Here is a 16,380-nt window from a genome sequence, read left to right as displayed (position 1 = left end):
CTCCCTTCCTTATTATTTAACTGTACTCTTGATAGTAACGTAAGACTTGTTTGCGCCTGGAACATTACCCTTGATCAAAAGTACGCCGTTTTCAGTGTCAGCTTTAACAACTTCGAGATTTTGAATAGTAACAGTCTTGTTACCCATCCGACCTGGTAATAACTTACCCTTGAATACCCGGTTAATGATTGAACCCATTGAACCAGGACGACGGTGGTAACGAGAACCGTGTGCCATAGGACCACGTTGTTGGTTGTTCCGCTTGATTGAACCTGCGAAACCATGACCTTTAGATGTACCTGTGACATCCACGAATTCACCGGCTTCGAAAATATCAGCCTTGATTTCATCTCCGACGTTGTATTCTCCTAGCTCAACATCGCGGATTTCACGAACGAAGCGCTTAGGAGCAGTTTTTGCTTTATCTGCATGACCTTTGGCAGGTTTGTTAGCTGCAACTGGACGTTGATCTTCGAAACCTAATTGGATAGCTTCGTAACCATCGTTTTCCATGGTCTTAACTTGCATAACAACGTTAGCATCAACCTTAACAACAGTTACAGGAACCAATTCACCAGCTTCAGTAAAGACTTGCGTCATACCTACCTTTTTTCCTAAGATTCCTTTTGTGGTCATGAGTACACCTCCATATATTTAATAGTAATTTGTATTTCGTAAATTATAGCTTGATTTCGATGTCAACACCTGATGGTAAGTCGAGCTTCATTAATGAGTCGACTGTCTTTGGTGTTGGGTTGACAATGTCAATCAAACGCTTGTGAGTCCGCATTTCGAACTGTTCACGTGAATACTTGTACTTGTGTGGGGAACGGATAACAGTGTACACTGTCCGTTCTGTTGGCAATGGAATAGGACCTGAAATTTCAGCACCTGTTCTCTTTGCTGTTTCCACAATCTTGTCTGCGGATTGATCTAAAATGCGGTGTTCGTATGCCTTTAAACGAATACGAATCTTTTGTTTTGCCATGTTATTCCCTCCTTCGTCTATTTTAAAAAATAAGACTAGCTCCGTAGAAATTACCGCCACGTTCGTGGCAAAGCGTCCGGGCGTGTCGCAACCTTCTACATCATAGCTTAATTAAAACAACTAAGTACATACTTGTCCCTTGAACAAGCACTTAACTATAATAATACATTCAATTCTTGAAATCAAGGGCTTTTTTCAACGAAATTCATTGAATACCTTTTCAATAATTGCCACTTTATTTAGTTAAATAAAAAAAGACCGAGATGCAGTTTCAATACATCTCGATCTTTACTTTTCCAATTAAATCATTATAGAAGAATTATTCTGCGTCGCCGCCGTTCTTCTTGATGATTTCTTCTTGGATTGACTTAGGAACAGCTTCGTAGTGATCCATAGTCATTGTGAAAGTACCACGACCTTGTGTTGCAGAACGCAATGTAGTTGCGTAACCGAACATTTCAGAAAGTGGAACAAAGGCTTTAACAACTTGTGTATTACCACGTGCTGCCATACCTTCAACACGACCACGACGAGCAGTAACGTGACCCATAACATCACCCAAGTTGTCTTCAGGAGCGATGATTTCAACCTTCATAATTGGTTCAAGGATCACAGCGCCAGCCTTCTTAGCAGCATTCTTCAATGCTAAGGATGCAGCAACTTTGAAGGCAGCTTCTGAGGAGTCGACTTCGTGGTAACTACCATCGTATAACTTAGCCTTAACGTCGATCAATGGATAACCAGCCAAGACACCGTTAGACATAGCTTCTTTCAAACCTTCTTCAACTGAAGGAATGTATTCACGAGGAACAACACCACCGACAATTGCATCTTCGAATTCGAAGCCCTTGCCTTCTTCGTTTGGAGTAAATTCTACCCAAACGTCACCGTATTGACCCTTACCACCAGACTGACGAACGAACTTACCTTGGGCACTAACTTGCTTAGTGAATGTTTCACGGTAAGCAACTTGAGGTGCACCGACAGTAGCTTCAACGTTGAATTCACGCTTCATCCGGTCAACGATGATATCCAAGTGCAACTCACCCATCCCGGCGATCAAAGTTTCACCAGTTTCAGGGTTAGTTTCTGCACGGAAGGATGGATCTTCTTCAGCTAACTTTTGTAAAGCAACGTCCATCTTATCTTGGTCAGCCTTGGACTTAGGTTCAACAGAAACTTGGATAACTGGTTCTGGGAATTCCATAGATTCAAGAATCAATGGGTTCTTTGGATCAGTTAATGAGTCACCAGTTGTAGTGTTCTTCAACCCGATAGCGGCAGCGATATCACCAGAGAATACTTCTGGGATTTCGTTACGGTGGTTAGAGTGCATTTGCAATAAACGACCTACACGTTCACGCTTGCCCTTAGATGCGTTCAATACGTATGAACCAGCTTCCAAGGTACCAGTGTATACACGGAAGAATGTCAAACGACCTACGAATGGGTCAGTTGCAATCTTGAAGGCCAAACCAGCAAATGGAGCACTGTCATCAGCAATCAAGTCAACTTCTTCGTTTGTATCAGGGTTAGTTGCCTTGTATGGCTTAACATCTAATGGTGATGGCAAGTAGTCGTTAACACCGTCCAACATCATTTGCACACCCTTGTTCTTGAAGGCAGAACCTGCAAAAACAGGGAATACATCTAAGTTCAAAGTAGCTTTACGGATAGCAGCCCGAATTTCGTCGTTGCTGATTTCTTCACCTTCAAGGTACTTGTCCATGATGTCTTCATCAACATCAGCCAAAGCTTCAATCATTTCGTCACGACGTGATGCAGCTTCTTCCTTGTAGTCTTCTGGAATATCAACAACATCCCACTTAGAACCTAATTCATCTTCGTCATAAAGGTCAGCCTTCATTTCGATCAAGTCAATGACACCTTCGAAGTTATCTTCAGCACCAATTGGCATTTGAACTGGCAATGGATTTGCTTGCAAACGTTCCTTGATTGTGCTTACAGAATAGTCGAAGTTAGCCCCGATCTTATCCATCTTGTTAACAAACACAATTCTTGGAACACCGTAAGTAGTAGCTTGGCGCCATACGTTTTCAGTTTGTGGTTCTACCCCTGATTGAGCATCCAAAACAACTACGGCACCATCAAGAACACGCAAGGAACGTTCAACTTCGATAGTAAAGTCAACGTGCCCTGGGGTATCGATGATGTTAATCCGGTGATCTTTCCATTGAGCTGTAGTAGCTGCAGAAGTGATAGTGATACCACGTTCTTGTTCTTGCTCCATCCAGTCCATTTGGGAAGCACCGTCGTGAGTTTCACCGATCTTGTGGATCTTACCAGTATAGTAAAGAATCCGTTCAGTAGTCGTTGTTTTACCAGCGTCGATGTGGGCAACGATACCGATGTTACGTGTCTTTTCCAATGAGAATTCACGTTTGTTTGCCATTGAGAGTTTCTCTCCTTCCTAAAATTAAGAAAATCTTTTATTGGTTAGCTTCAAAAAAAGGCTACTATAGGATTTGCCTATGAAATCATATAATAGCCAATGCAAAATATTACCAGCGATAGTGAGCAAATGCACGGTTAGCTTCGGCCATCTTGTGCGTATCTTCACGCTTCTTAACAGATGCACCAGTGTTGTTGGCAGCATCCATGATTTCCTTAGCTAAACGTTCTGGCATAGTGTGTTCGCCACGTAAACGAGCGTAGCTTACTAACCAGCGTAAACCTAAAGTAGTACGACGTTCTGGACGTACTTCAATAGGAACTTGGTAGTTAGAACCACCAACACGACGTGCCTTAACTTCAAGAACAGGCATAATGTTCTTCATAGCTTCTTCAAACACATCCAATGGTTCATTGCCAGTTTGTTCTTTAATAATTTCAAAGGCCTTGTAAAGGATCTTTGATGCGTTACCACGCTTACCATCGATCATTAAGTTGTTGATGAGGCGTGTAACCAATTTTGAATTGTACATTGGGTCTGGTAAAACGTCACGTTTTGCGACAGCACCTTTTCTTGGCATCTATATTACCTCCTCTTATTTCTTAGGCTTCTTAGCACCGTACTTGGAACGGCTTTGCATACGGCCTTCTACACCAGCAGTATCAAGCGCACCACGGATAACGTGGTAACGAACCCCAGGCAAGTCCTTTACACGACCACCACGGATAAGTACAACACTGTGTTCTTGTAAGTTGTGGCCAATACCTGGAATGTAAGCAGTAACTTCAATCAGGTTGGACAAGCGTACACGAGCATATTTACGTAAAGCTGAGTTAGGCTTCTTAGGTGTCATTGTGCCGACACGAGTAGCAACCCCACGCTTTTGTGGAGCAGGATTCTTAGTTGTAACTTTCTTGTGACTGTTATACCCAAAGTTTAAAGCTGGGGAGTCAGATTTTGAACTTTTAGACTTACGACCCTTCCGAATTAATTGGTTGATTGTAGGCATCTAAAGAGTTCCTCCTTCCTATTTTCCGATTAAAATTATGATTTAAGTACACACATCCAGGAGTTTCTTTTTTTGGGTTTAAAAAAGACGTCCAAGACGTACGAAATTGTGTGCTAACTTTGCTCACAGCCAGCACGATTCTGGTTGCCCAGAAGAACTGTTCACATAAAAGCACCTTCAATAGGTTAACACTTTATTTCATTCCCTGTCAAACACTTTTTTAATGTTAACTTCCGATTGTTTTTCGTACCTATCTTGTAAAGGAGGAATTAATTTGTTCATTTATTACTTAATCTTCTTTACTCTTGGCACTTGCTTATGCTCATTTAGTCAGTGCCTTGGCTGGCGCCTAGCGCAAAATAATAATTTAACTCATCAGCATCGTTCTATTTGTGACAATTGTCAATCCCCACTAAGTTTTCAGCAATTGATTCCTGTTTGGGGCAGCATCTGGGGGCCAAGTTGCGCCCAATGTCATTATCATCCCTCAATCTGGAAAGGAATCCTTGAATTTCTAGCAGGAATCTACTGTTCAATTATCACTTACATTTTTCCCCTTGATCAAGCTATGGTTTTAATCGCTTATTTCACTTGGGCTAATATCCTTTTATTTGAAGACTATTATGAACAAGCTGTCTCCTTTTTTCTTTTTGGGAGTGGACTACTAATATTAATCCTCTACAGCTTTTGTTTTTGTCACCATTTTTCTTTTCCAGACCAACCGGCAATTATCCTTATTTTGATTCTCACTAGTTGCTGTCTCAGTCAACTTCTTGGCTGGGCGGATTTTTTACTTATCCTTTTCTGGATTTTAACGTGGGGGAGTACTTTAACCTGCTTAAATCTCTTGCTAGCCAGTAGTTGCGGACTACTCTATTATTTGTTTATTGAGGACGATAAAAAATCTCTCGCATTCTTCCCTTGCTTTTTCCCCGGAAATTTTATTCTATTACTCTTTTTTCCGTTTTATTAAATTTATAAATCCATAAAAAATAGGAGTTTGCACTTAGTGCAAACTCCTATTTTCAATTAATTAGTTGTTATCAGAAGACAAATTGAAATCAGTTGGAATGTTACCAGCTTCAACATCAGCAATTGAGTAAACGCTCTTAGAAACAGCACCTACTTCTTCTGGTTGAATATCACGGTACTTCTTCATCCCTGTACCAGCAGGAATGATCTTACCAATGATAACATTTTCTTTCAATCCAACTAATGGATCATTCTTACCGCGAATAGCAGCATCAGTCAAGACACGAGTTGTTTCCTGGAAGGAAGCAGCAGACAAGAAACTATTAGTTTCCAAGGATGCCTTAGTGATCCCTAACAGAACAGGACGTGCAGTGGCAGGAACACCACCACTGATAACTGTCTTAGCATTTTGATCCTTGAATTGATCGATATCCATCAAGATACCTGGCAAGAGGTCTGTTTCGCCAGGATCCATAACCCGAACCTTGCGCAACATTTGTCGAGCCATAACTTCGACGTGCTTATCAGAGATATCCACCCCTTGCATCCGGTAAACCTTTTGGATTTCCCGCAAGATGTAGTTTTCAGTTGTCAACACATCACGGACCTTGATTAATTCCTTAGGATCCACAGACCCAATAGTCAATGCTTGCCCCCGAACTACTTCATCACCTTCAGCAACGCTAAGCACAGCAGTGTAAGGTAAGTTGTAAGTCCGAGTATCAGTCTTACCACTGATTGTAATTTCCTTAGTTCTTTCAGCTGGATTTTCTTCGATTGAATCGACCACACCTGTAACTTCAGTGATTGTAGCACGCCCCTTAGGATTCCGTGCTTCAAAAATTTCTTGAACACGAGGAAGCCCTTGCGTGATATCATCGCCACCGGCAACCCCACCTTGGTGGAAGTTACGCATGGTTAACTGAGTACCTGGTTCACCGATTGATTGAGCGGCAACAGTACCAACGGCTTCACCAACTTCAACCGTATCTCCAGTAGCCATGTTACGACCGTAGCACTTCACACAAACTCCGTGACGAGTATTGCAAGTGAAGACGGAACGGATAGTAACTGTCTTGACACCCGCATCGATCACAGCTTGAGCTAACTTTTCGTTCATCATTGTATCAGCAGGAACGATGACTTCACCTGTTTCAGGGTTCTTAACTGTCTTCATCGCATACCGACCCAAGATCCGGTCATACAGAGGTTCAACCATTTGGTTGCCTTCCATAATAGCAGATACTTCCAGGCCACGATCAGTATGACAATCAAATTCACGAACAATGACATCTTGAGCCACATCAACTAAACGCCGTGTCAAGTAACCAGAATCGGCAGTCTTCAAGGCTGTATCCGTCATCCCTTTACGAGCACCGTGTGTAGAAATGAACATTTCCAAAACAGAAAGACCTTCACGGAAGTTAGACAAGATTGGCAATTCCATAGTCTTACCGTTAGGAGCAGCCATCAAACCACGCATCCCAGATAACTGAGTAAAGTTAGAAATGTTACCACGGGCACCGGAGTCACTCATCATTTGAATTGGGTTGCTTGGATCGACGTCTTCAACCAGTTTAGCTTGAATTTCATCCTTAGCATTGTTCCAAATTGAGATAACCCGATTGTAACGTTCGTCGTCTGTAATCAAACCACGACGGAACTGCTTAGCAACTTGTTCAACCTTATGCCGAGCATTGGCAATAATTTCTGGCTTTTCTTTCAAGTCAGTAATATCAGCAATTCCCACCGTCAAACCAGACTTAGTTGATTCATAGTAACCTAAGTCTTTCATCCGGTCCAACAGTTCTGCAGTTGCAGTAACTTTGTATTCCTTATAAACTTCAGCGATGATATCTGCCAAGAAACCAGACTTGAATGGTGCTACTAATTCTTGAGCAGCCAAGAAAGCATGAATATCCTGTCCTGGTTCCAAGAAATACTTATCTGGTGTTGCCTTAGTTAAGTTTTCTTGTGTTGGTTCATTTAAATAAATGAAATCTTCAGGAAGAATTTCATTAAAGAATACCTTACCAACAGTCGTTACCAGGATCCGATCTTTTTGCCAATCAGAGAATGGCTTACCTTGTGCAACTAAGCAATCAGTTTGCAAACCAACACGTGTGTGCAAGTGAACATAACCATTTTGGTAAGCAGTCCGAATTTCGTTGATGTCCTTAAAGATCATCCCTTCGCCTTCACGGTTAGCTTCTTCAATTGATAAGTAGTAGTTACCAATCGTCATATCCTGTGATGGAGAAATGATAGGCTTACCATCCTTAGGTGCCAAGATGTGGTGTGCAGCCAGCATCAGTAACCGTGATTCAGCTTGTGCTTCAGCAGATAATGGCACGTGAATGGCCATTTGGTCCCCATCAAAGTCGGCATTGTAAGCCGTACATACTAATGGGTGCAACCGCATAGACTTCCCAGATACCAATACTGGTTCGAATGCCTGAATCCCTAAACGGTGTAACGTAGGTGCCCGGTTCAAGAGAACTGGGTGTTCCTTGATGACATCTTCCACAACATCCCAGATGTCTTCATCGCGGCGATCAATCTTACGTTTAGCATTCTTAATGTTAGAAGCCATATCCCGTTTAACTAGTTCCCGCATTACAAATGGCTTGAACAATTCTAAGGCCATTTCGTGTGGCAACCCCATTTGTGTCAAACGCAACTTAGGTCCAACGTCGATAACGGAACGACCAGAATAGTCAACACGCTTCCCTAACAGGTTTTGACGGAAACGTCCTTGCTTACCCTTGAGCATGTGTGACAAGGACTTAAGTGGGCGGTTACCTGGACCAGTAACTGGACGACCACGGCGACCGTTATCGATCAAAGCATCCACTGCTTCTTGCAGCATCCGCTTTTCATTTTGAACAATAATACCAGGTGCATGTAAATCCAATAACCGCTTGAGACGGTTGTTACGGTTAATTACCCGCCGGTATAAATCATTCAAGTCAGAAGTAGCGAAGCGTCCACCTTCAAGTTGAACCATTGGCCGCAAATCTGGTGGAATAACTGGGATAGTATCCATAACCATCCATTCCGGTTTGTTTCCGGAAGTTAAGAAGGCTTCCAAGATATCCAGACGCCGTACTGCCCGTGTTCTCTTTTGACCGGTAGCTTCACGTAATTCTTCTTTCAGTTCAGCACATTCTTTTTCAAGGTCAACATCACGTAACAATGTCCGAATTGCATCGGCACCCATGCTAGCCTTGAATCCTTGACCATATTGGTCTCGTTTTTCACGGTATTCTCTTTCAGTTAAGAGTTGCTTCTTTTCCAAAGCTGTGTCGCCTGGATCAGTAACAACATAGGAAGCAAAATAAATGATTTCTTCCAAAGCACGAGGACTCATATCTAAAACAAGTCCCATCCGACTTGGAATACCCTTGAAGTACCAAATGTGAGTTACAGGTGCAGCAAGTTCGATGTGCCCCATCCGTTCACGCCGTACCTTAGCCTTAGTTACTTCGACACCACAACGGTCGCAGACCACACCCTTATACCGGATACGCTTGTATTTACCGCAAGCACATTCCCAATCTTTTGATGGTCCGAAAATACGTTCATCGAACAAACCGTCGCGTTCTGGTTTCAATGTACGATAGTTGATAGTTTCAGGTTTCTTTACTTCACCATAAGACCATTGACGGATCTTATCAGATGAAGCCAAACCAATTTGCATACTATCGAATTTATTGACATCGATCAAAGGACCGACCTCCCTTTCAATATTTTGCTTTTAATTACTTTTCAGACTGTTCTTCTTGTGCCTTTTCTTTAGCAGCTCGTTTGTCCGCTTCTTCTTTGGCAACCTTGCTCAATGCATCGACGTTAATCACTTCATCATCGTCGCTTTCCATTTCACGGAGGTCAATGTCGTTCTTATCAGCATCAAGAACCTTCATATCCAATCCTAAAGCTTGTAATTCTTTTACAAGCACGCGGAAGGATTCAGGTACACCTGGTTTAGGAATTGGTTCACCCTTGACGATGGCTTCGTAAGTTTGAACACGACCCACAACATCATCTGACTTGTAAGTCAAGATTTCTTGGAGAGTATATGCTGCCCCATATGCTTCAAGGGCCCAAACTTCCATTTCCCCGAAACGCTGACCACCAAATTGTGCCTTACCACCAAGTGGTTGTTGTGTAACCAAGGAGTATGGTCCAATTGAACGTGAGTGAATCTTATCATCGACCATGTGTGCCAACTTCAGGTAGTACATAACACCAACGGCAATCCGATTATCAAATGGTTCACCCGTCCGACCATCATACAACACAGACTTACCATCAGATGGCAAGCCGGCTTCTTTAAGTGCATCCCAGATGTCATCATCGGTAGCACCGTCAAAAACAGGCGTTGCAATGTGAATTCCTAATTTACGTGCAGCAAAGCCTAAGTGGAGTTCCAACACCTGCCCAATGTTCATACGGGAAGGCACACCCATTGGAGAAAGCATGATGTCAATTGGCGTACCATCTGGCATAAATGGCATATCTTCTTCTGGAATAACAATGGAAACAGTCCCTTTGTTACCGTGACGACCAGCCATCTTATCCCCAACTTGGATCTTACGCTTTTGAGCAATGTAGACACGAACCATCATGTTGACACCAGGTGCCAATTCATCACCATTTTCACGGGTGAAGACCTTAACATCTTGAATAATACCGCCACCACCGTGTGGAACACGGAGAGAAGTATCCCGTACTTCGCGTGCCTTTTCACCAAAGATTGCGTGTAAGAGTCGTTCTTCAGCGGATAATTCTGTCATACCCTTTGGTGTAACTTTACCAACTAAGATATCGCCATCTTGTACTTCGGCACCAACCCGGATAATCCCGAATTCATCCAAATCCTTCAGTGCATCTTCACCAACATTAGGAATTTCCCGTGTCATTTCTTCAGGTCCTAACTTAGTGTCACGTGCTTCAGATTCGTATGATTCGATATGGATGGACGTATAAACATCTTCCTTAACTAATCGTTCATTGATTGCGATGGCATCTTCGAAGTTGTATCCGTCCCAAGTCATAAAGGCGATCAATGGGTTTTGCCCTAGGGCTAATTCCCCTTCTTCCATTGCTGGACCATCTGCAAGAACTTCGTCAGCTTCAACTTTTTCACCCACACGAACAATCGGTGTTTGGTTATAGTTCTTACCACCATTAGAACGACGGAACTTCATCAGTTTGTACTTGTCAAGTGAGCCATCGTCACGCCGAACACGGATTTCTCGTGCATCTACATATTCAACAGTCCCTGCATACTTGGATAACAATGCTACCCCAGAGTCATGGGCTGCCTTGTATTCAATCCCTGTACCAACAAGTGGTGCATGTGGATGAATCAACGGAACAGCTTGCCGCTGCATGTTAGCCCCCATCAAGGCACGGTTGGAGTCATCGTTTTCCAAGAATGGAATACATGCTGTGGCAACCGCAACTACTTGCTTAGGAGAAACGTCCATGTAGTCAACTTTTTCAATTGAAATTTCAACGTCATCATCTTTATGACGTGCCATAACTTCATCATCAACGAATGAACCATCATCATTTAACGGAGAGTTAGCCTGAGCAATGATATAGTTATCTTCTTCATCGGCAGTTAAGTAGTCAATCTTATCAGTAACTTTATGAGTTGTCCAAGAAACACGCCGGTATGGGGTTTCAATGAATCCATACTTGTTAACCCGTGCATAGGAAGACAAACTGTTAATCAAACCGATGTTAGGACCTTCAGGTGTTTCAATTGGACACATCCGACCATAATGCGTATAGTGCACGTCCCGCACTTCATAACCCGCACGATCACGAGTCAAACCGCCAGGACCTAAGGCTGATAGACGGCGCTTATGTGTCAATTCACCCAATGGGTTAGTTTGATCCATGAACTGTGATAACTGTGAAGAACCAAAGAATTCCTTCACAGAAGCTACAACCGGACGAATATTGATTAACTGTTGTGGCGTAATTGTAGATGTATCTTGGATTGACATCCGTTCCCGTACAACCCGTTCCATCCGTGATAAACCAATTCGGAATTGGTTTTGCAATAATTCACCCACAGAGCGAATCCGACGGTTCCCCAAGTGGTCAATATCATCAGTTGAACCTAAGTTTTCTTGTAAATTCAAGAAATAGTTCATTGATGCAATGATATCAGCTGGGGTAATGTGTTTAAACTTAAGATCAATGTTTCCATTACCGATTACATTAATTACACGGTCAGGATCCACTGGTGATAGAACCTTAATGATTTGTAAAGTCATTGGTTCTTGAACAACACCTTCTTCAGAAGGTGTAAAGGTAACTGTCTTAAAGTCATCACGCTTTAAATATGGTGCTAACTTATCCATCACTTGCTTAGTGATTACATCGCCTTCACGAGCAATGATTTCACCAGTATCAGGATCAGCCAACGTTTCAGCTAATGTTGTGTTTAGCAAGCGCGTCTTAAGATCTAACTTCTTATTGATCTTGTAACGTCCCACTGGCGCTAAATCATAACGCTTTGGATCAAAGAAACGAGCTGTTAACAAGTTACGAGCAGATTCAGCAGTCTTTGGTTCACCAGGACGTAACCGTTCGTAAATATCCTTTAATGATTCTTCAACCCGTGAATCATTAGTATCCTTATGAACATCCTTTTCCAAAGTAAGCATCAGGCTTTCACTATCACCAAGCATATTGATGATTTCACTATCGGAGCCATAACCCAAAGCCCGAACTAATTCAGACATTGGCAACTTACGTGTTCGATCAATCCGAACATAGGAAATATCCTTGGCATCTGTTTCGTATTCCAGCCATGCCCCACGGTTAGGGATAACTGTTGTTCCAAATGTTGTCCGTCCATTCTTGTCAACTTCTGAATTAAAGTAGACACCTGGCGAACGAACCAATTGGGAAACAATAACACGTTCAGCACCGTTGATAATGAAAGTTCCTTGTTTTGTCATCAATGGGAAATCACCAAAGAATACATCTTGGGACTTGATTTCCCCAGTTTCATGGTTAGTAAGTCTTAAAGTAACATGTAATGGAGCAGAATAGTTTGCATCGTGTTCCCGTGCTTCTTCAACCGTATACTTTGGTTCAAGTAACCGGTAATCAACGAATTCTAAAGAAAGATTGCCTTGGAAATCTTCAATCGGCATAATGTCGTTGAACATTTCACGTAATCCTTCATCCAAGAACCAGTTATAGGAATCAGTTTGAATCTCGATCAAGTTAGGCAGATCAAGTACTTCTTTAATCCGCGCATAACTTCTCCGAGTACGGTGCTTGCCGTATTTTACTAAATGTCCTGCCAAGTTGTTCACCTCTCGAAAATATTCTGTGAATGCCAACCAATATTACATTTTTGTTACAAATGCTGATATTGGCGCTTTTTTCCCTTTTTTTGGCAAAAAAAAACCAAAAATAGAACTGGTAAAAGAACCTTTAACCCTCTATTTTTGCTTCTTTATAGCAACTATCATGGACAATAGATCATGACAGCCGTTAAATTCACAGTTTTTGCATTTATTTATTATAGCGAGAACAAAAAAGTTTGTCAATACAAAAAACACGGTATTCGAACCGTGTTTTTTGTGCCCTATTTAGTTGTTGCTAATTCTTTAACTGTGACTGTAATCTTACCCTTAGAAGCTCCAACTGTAAGTTGATCTCCTTGTGCAACATGTCCTCGCAAAAGTTCATCACTTAATCGATCTTCGATTTCAGTCTGTAACGCCCGCCGTAATGGTCGAGCACCATATTGCGGATTAAATCCTTTCTGAGCCACAACATCAATAGCTGCCGGAGTAATTTTTAGCTTGATTCCTTGATCTGCTAATCGTTGAACTAATTTCTGTGCTAATAGCCGGACAATCTGATGTAGTTCCTTTTGGTGTAATGCATGGAAAATAACAATGTCATCAATTCGGTTTAGAAATTCTGGCCGATACGTTTGTTTCAATGTTTCCCGAATTTTTTTACTCATTGCTTGATAGTCATCAGCCAATTCTTTTTTACCAAAGCCCACAGTCTTCTCATCACGTAATGCAGTAGCGCCGAGATTAGATGTCATAATTATGATTGTATTTTGGAAATTGACCTTACGCCCCTTTGAATCTGTCAAATAGCCATCATCTAAAACTTGTAATAGCAAATTAAAGACATCAGGATGGGCTTTTTCTACTTCATCAAGCAAGACGACTGAATATGGATGCTGCCGCACTTTTTCCGTCAATTGCCCCCCTTCATCATAACCAACATAACCAGGAGGGGATCCCACTAAGCGACTGACCGAGTATTTCTCCATGTATTCACTCATATCGATCCGGATCATACTATCTTCCGATCCAAATACTGCTTGCGCTAAAGCTTTGGCCAATTCTGTTTTCCCTACACCAGTAGGCCCTAAAAACATGAATGAACCAATAGGACGGTTAGGATCACCTAATCCACTTCGAGCACGCCGAATTGCCTTTGCTACAGCAACAACCGCCTCGTCTTGCCCAACAACTTGGCGATGAAGTGTTTCTTCCAAATTAATTAAGCGTTCCCCTTCATTCTTATTTATTTGTGTTACCGGAACACCAGTCCAATCAGCAACTACCCGTGCAACATCTTCAGCGGTAACTTTAGCTGTAAACTCACCTTTCGTGACCATTGTTGCTTGGCGTTTAGTTAATGTTGCCGCCTTTTTATCTCGAGCTTGTTTCTGTTTGCGCAGAGCTGCCGCTTGATTAAAATCACCTGCAATTAAAGCAGATTGAATTTGTTGAGCTAATGAAGCAATTTCATCATTAACTTGAGCTAGACGTGACTTCTTGTCGTTTTTATCAATTCGAACTCTAGCTGCTGCTTCATCCATCAAGTCGATTGCTTTATCAGGTAAATAACGATTGGTAATATACCGATCACTCAATTTTACCGCAGCAACAAGTGCTTCATCAGATAATTGCACATGGTGGTGTTGTTCATACCGCGGGCGCAAGCCTTGAAGAATCTTTACTGTCTGATCAGGAGTAGGTGCTTCAACTGTAATCGTTGCAAAGCGGCGTTCCAATGCAGAATCTGATTCAACATATTTTTGATACTCATCTAATGTTGTGGCCCCAATGATTTGAACCTCACCCCGGGCTAATGCAGGTTTTAAAATATTGGCTGCATCAATTGCCCCCTCTGCACCTCCGGCTCCAATGATTGTATGCATTTCATCGATAAAAAGAATAACGTTCCGATCACGTTGTATTTCTTCGATGATTTTTTTAAGACGATTTTCAAACTCACCACGGTATTTAGTTCCGGCGACTAATGATCCCATATCTAACATCATTAGGCGTTTATTCTGCAAGTTCTCTGGAACTTCATTTTGGGCTAGTTTAGTAGCGAGTCCTTCAACAATAGCTGTTTTTCCTACACCAGGATCCCCTAGTAAAACTGGGTTGTTTTTGGTCCGACGACTTAAAATTTGTGTTAGGCGGCGGATTTCCCGCTCCCGACCAACCACTGGATCAACTCGCCCTTCTGCTGCTGTTTTAGTTAAATCGCGTGCGAGCTCATTTAAAGTTGGTGTCCCTTGCTCTTTATTACGGTTCATTTGGCGTTGTTTTCGCTGTAATTGCGCCCCATTTACCCCGATCATTTTATTAATTGTTCTGGTTAAGACATTAGGATCAACATTTAAGTCTGTTAAAATTCGCCGCGCAATATTATCTTGATCAGCTAACAATGCCAATAAAATATGTTCCGTTCCTACAGCTGGTGCCCCAATTAACCGTTGCAATCTTTGTGCTTCATCCAAGACAAGCTTAGCTTTAGGTGAATACGGTAAATAGTCATACCGTTGGGAACGGTCTAGGTTGCCATAACTGACAATGTACTCAATTTCTTCTCTAATATCCAACGGAAAAAGTGAAAACTGCTTAAGTGCTTTACCAGCCACTGAGTTATCAACCGTTGTTAGTGCCAATAACAGGTGCTCTGTTCCTACTGCCTGGTGTTTGAAATGCTTAGCCTCTGACTGAGCAATAACCAGTACCCGCTTGGCACTTGGGGTATAGTTTTCTGTCATTCATCGTCACTTCCCGTTTTTTAAGTCATATCGGAGCCGATTAAGTACCCCGATCATAATATGTGCACGTACTTTCTCTTCTAAGTACTTGTCACCAAAGTTCAATGTTCGCTTATCAATTGTGGCTAAAACAATGTTAGCCTCTTTTTCTGTCATCACTTTATCTTCATACAGACTCTGAATAATATTAAAAGCCTTACTATCAGATAGACGATCACCAATTGATGCAATCAACGTATCCAAGAAGTCCGTATTATCGAGTAAGTTGACTTTTTCGATACGAATATAGCCACCACCGCCACGTTTACTCTCTACAATGTACCCTTCTTGAGTAGTAAACCGGGTCTTAATCACATAATTAATTTGCGAAGGGACTACATCGAACCTATCTGCAATTTGCGAACGCTTGATCTCGATTTGATTATTATCTGATAAGATGCTTTTTAAATAATTTTCGATTATATCAGAAATATTTCTTCCTTGCATAAGATCTACCCTTCTTTAAAAACAGTTTGACTAACTTTGACATTAATTATACGTAACTTTTCAGACAAATAAAAGAATTTAATCCAGCGATTAACTTCTTCTAAATTTAGTTCGCCAATTGCAATAATAAATTGAACACTTGCCAATAGCATCTGGTAGATTTTGACTATCTGTGTCGATAAATATGGTCAAGCTCTATGTCAAAGCACTCTTCTGGAGTCTTGTAGTTTAAGATCTTTCGAGGAAGAGAGTTGCACCATACTTCGATCTTAGCAATGTCTTCCACGCTGTACTTATCTATCCGGTCTCCCTTAGGAATATAGCGTCTGATAAGCCCGTTGTGCCGCTCTACGCTACCTTTATCACAGGATGTATAAGGGTGAGTATAATACACAAGCGTCTTGGAAACTTGCTCAAGATTTGAT

10 protein-coding genes and 1 pseudogene are annotated in these 16,380 nt (G+C 41.8%); 1 reads left to right on the top strand and 10 read right to left on the bottom strand.

Going from position 1 to position 16,380, the window contains the following annotated elements; translation table 11 throughout:
* Positions 1–12: 12 nt before the first annotated feature.
* The 5 genes from rplC to rpsL all read right to left on the bottom strand — a co-directional run bounded on the left by rplC (position 13) and on the right by rpsL (position 4,410).
* Positions 13–636 (bottom strand): 50S ribosomal protein L3, encoded by a 624-nt coding sequence (gene rplC / locus G541_RS0103765; RefSeq protein ID WP_009550869.1) that lies wholly within the window; start codon positions 634–636, stop codon positions 13–15.
* Between the two features lie 43 nt (positions 637–679).
* A complete protein-coding gene (gene rpsJ / locus G541_RS0103760) occupies positions 680–988 on the bottom strand; it encodes a 30S ribosomal protein S10 (protein ID WP_027826550.1) in 309 nt (102 codons plus the stop codon).
* A 319-nt stretch (positions 989–1,307) separates the two neighbouring features.
* A complete protein-coding gene (fusA, locus tag G541_RS0103755) occupies positions 1,308–3,401 on the bottom strand; it encodes an elongation factor G (protein ID WP_009550873.1) in 2,094 nt (697 codons plus the stop codon).
* A gap of 109 nt (positions 3,402–3,510) precedes the next feature.
* Entirely contained in the window at positions 3,511–3,981 is a 471-nt protein-coding gene (gene rpsG / locus G541_RS0103750) for a 30S ribosomal protein S7 (RefSeq protein WP_009550875.1), read from the bottom strand.
* Positions 3,982–3,996: 15 nt separating this feature from the next.
* Positions 3,997–4,410 carry a 30S ribosomal protein S12 gene (gene rpsL / locus G541_RS0103745; RefSeq protein WP_009550877.1) on the bottom strand — a complete coding sequence of 138 codons (414 nt, stop codon included), beginning with the start codon at positions 4,408–4,410 and terminating at the stop codon, positions 3,997–3,999.
* Positions 4,411–4,633: 223 nt separating this feature from the next.
* Here rpsL and G541_RS10785 point away from each other — a divergent pair, with 223 nt between their 5' ends.
* Positions 4,634–5,383 (top strand): prepilin peptidase, encoded by a 750-nt coding sequence (locus G541_RS10785; protein ID WP_081654778.1) that lies wholly within the window; start codon positions 4,634–4,636, stop codon positions 5,381–5,383.
* Positions 5,384–5,443: 60 nt separating this feature from the next.
* Here the strand turns inward: G541_RS10785 and rpoC are convergent, their stop codons facing one another.
* The 5 genes and pseudogenes from rpoC to G541_RS09340 form a co-directional block, all read right to left on the bottom strand.
* Positions 5,444–9,109, bottom strand: coding sequence for a DNA-directed RNA polymerase subunit beta' (gene rpoC / locus G541_RS0103735; protein ID WP_009550881.1), 3,666 nt, complete (start codon positions 9,107–9,109; stop codon positions 5,444–5,446).
* A gap of 34 nt (positions 9,110–9,143) precedes the next feature.
* The gene (rpoB, locus tag G541_RS0103730) at positions 9,144–12,728 is read right to left on the bottom strand and encodes a DNA-directed RNA polymerase subunit beta (RefSeq protein ID WP_155824490.1); all 3,585 of its coding nucleotides are present in this window, start codon (positions 12,726–12,728) and stop codon (positions 9,144–9,146) included.
* Between the two features lie 275 nt (positions 12,729–13,003).
* Positions 13,004–15,469: an ATP-dependent Clp protease ATP-binding subunit gene (locus tag G541_RS0103725; RefSeq protein WP_027826547.1), complete on the bottom strand. Its 2,466-nt coding sequence runs from the start codon at positions 15,467–15,469 to the stop codon at positions 13,004–13,006.
* A gap of 6 nt (positions 15,470–15,475) precedes the next feature.
* Positions 15,476–15,955 carry a CtsR family transcriptional regulator gene (locus tag G541_RS0103720; RefSeq protein ID WP_009550887.1) on the bottom strand — a complete coding sequence of 160 codons (480 nt, stop codon included), beginning with the start codon at positions 15,953–15,955 and terminating at the stop codon, positions 15,476–15,478.
* A 166-nt stretch (positions 15,956–16,121) separates the two neighbouring features.
* Positions 16,122–16,380: pseudogene (locus G541_RS09340) on the bottom strand (IS30 family transposase); the annotation flags it as partial.

The sequence above is a fragment of the Ligilactobacillus saerimneri DSM 16049 genome, assembly GCF_000423265.1.
Classification (GTDB): domain Bacteria; phylum Bacillota; class Bacilli; order Lactobacillales; family Lactobacillaceae; genus Ligilactobacillus; species Ligilactobacillus saerimneri.
Note: the sequence above shows the minus strand (reverse complement) of the source record. Positions and strands in the feature narration are given on the sequence as shown.

Bases quoted from the DNA above. Each gene is read 5' to 3' on its own strand.
- G541_RS0103725 (WP_027826547.1), bottom strand. From the start codon at position 15,469: ATGACAGAAAACTATACCCCAAGTGCCAAGCGGGTACTGGTTATTGCT.
- G541_RS0103720 (WP_009550887.1), bottom strand. From the start codon at position 15,955: ATGCAAGGAAGAAATATTTCTGATATAATCGAAAATTATTTAAAAAGC.
- rplC (WP_009550869.1), bottom strand. From the start codon at position 636: ATGACCACAAAAGGAATCTTAGGAAAAAAGGTAGGTATGACGCAAGTC.
- rpsL (WP_009550877.1), bottom strand. From the start codon at position 4,410: ATGCCTACAATCAACCAATTAATTCGGAAGGGTCGTAAGTCTAAAAGT.
- fusA (WP_009550873.1), bottom strand. From the start codon at position 3,401: ATGGCAAACAAACGTGAATTCTCATTGGAAAAGACACGTAACATCGGT.
- G541_RS10785 (WP_081654778.1), top strand. From the start codon at position 4,634: ATGTTAACTTCCGATTGTTTTTCGTACCTATCTTGTAAAGGAGGAATT.
- rpsG (WP_009550875.1), bottom strand. From the start codon at position 3,981: ATGCCAAGAAAAGGTGCTGTCGCAAAACGTGACGTTTTACCAGACCCA.
- rpsJ (WP_027826550.1), bottom strand. From the start codon at position 988: ATGGCAAAACAAAAGATTCGTATTCGTTTAAAGGCATACGAACACCGC.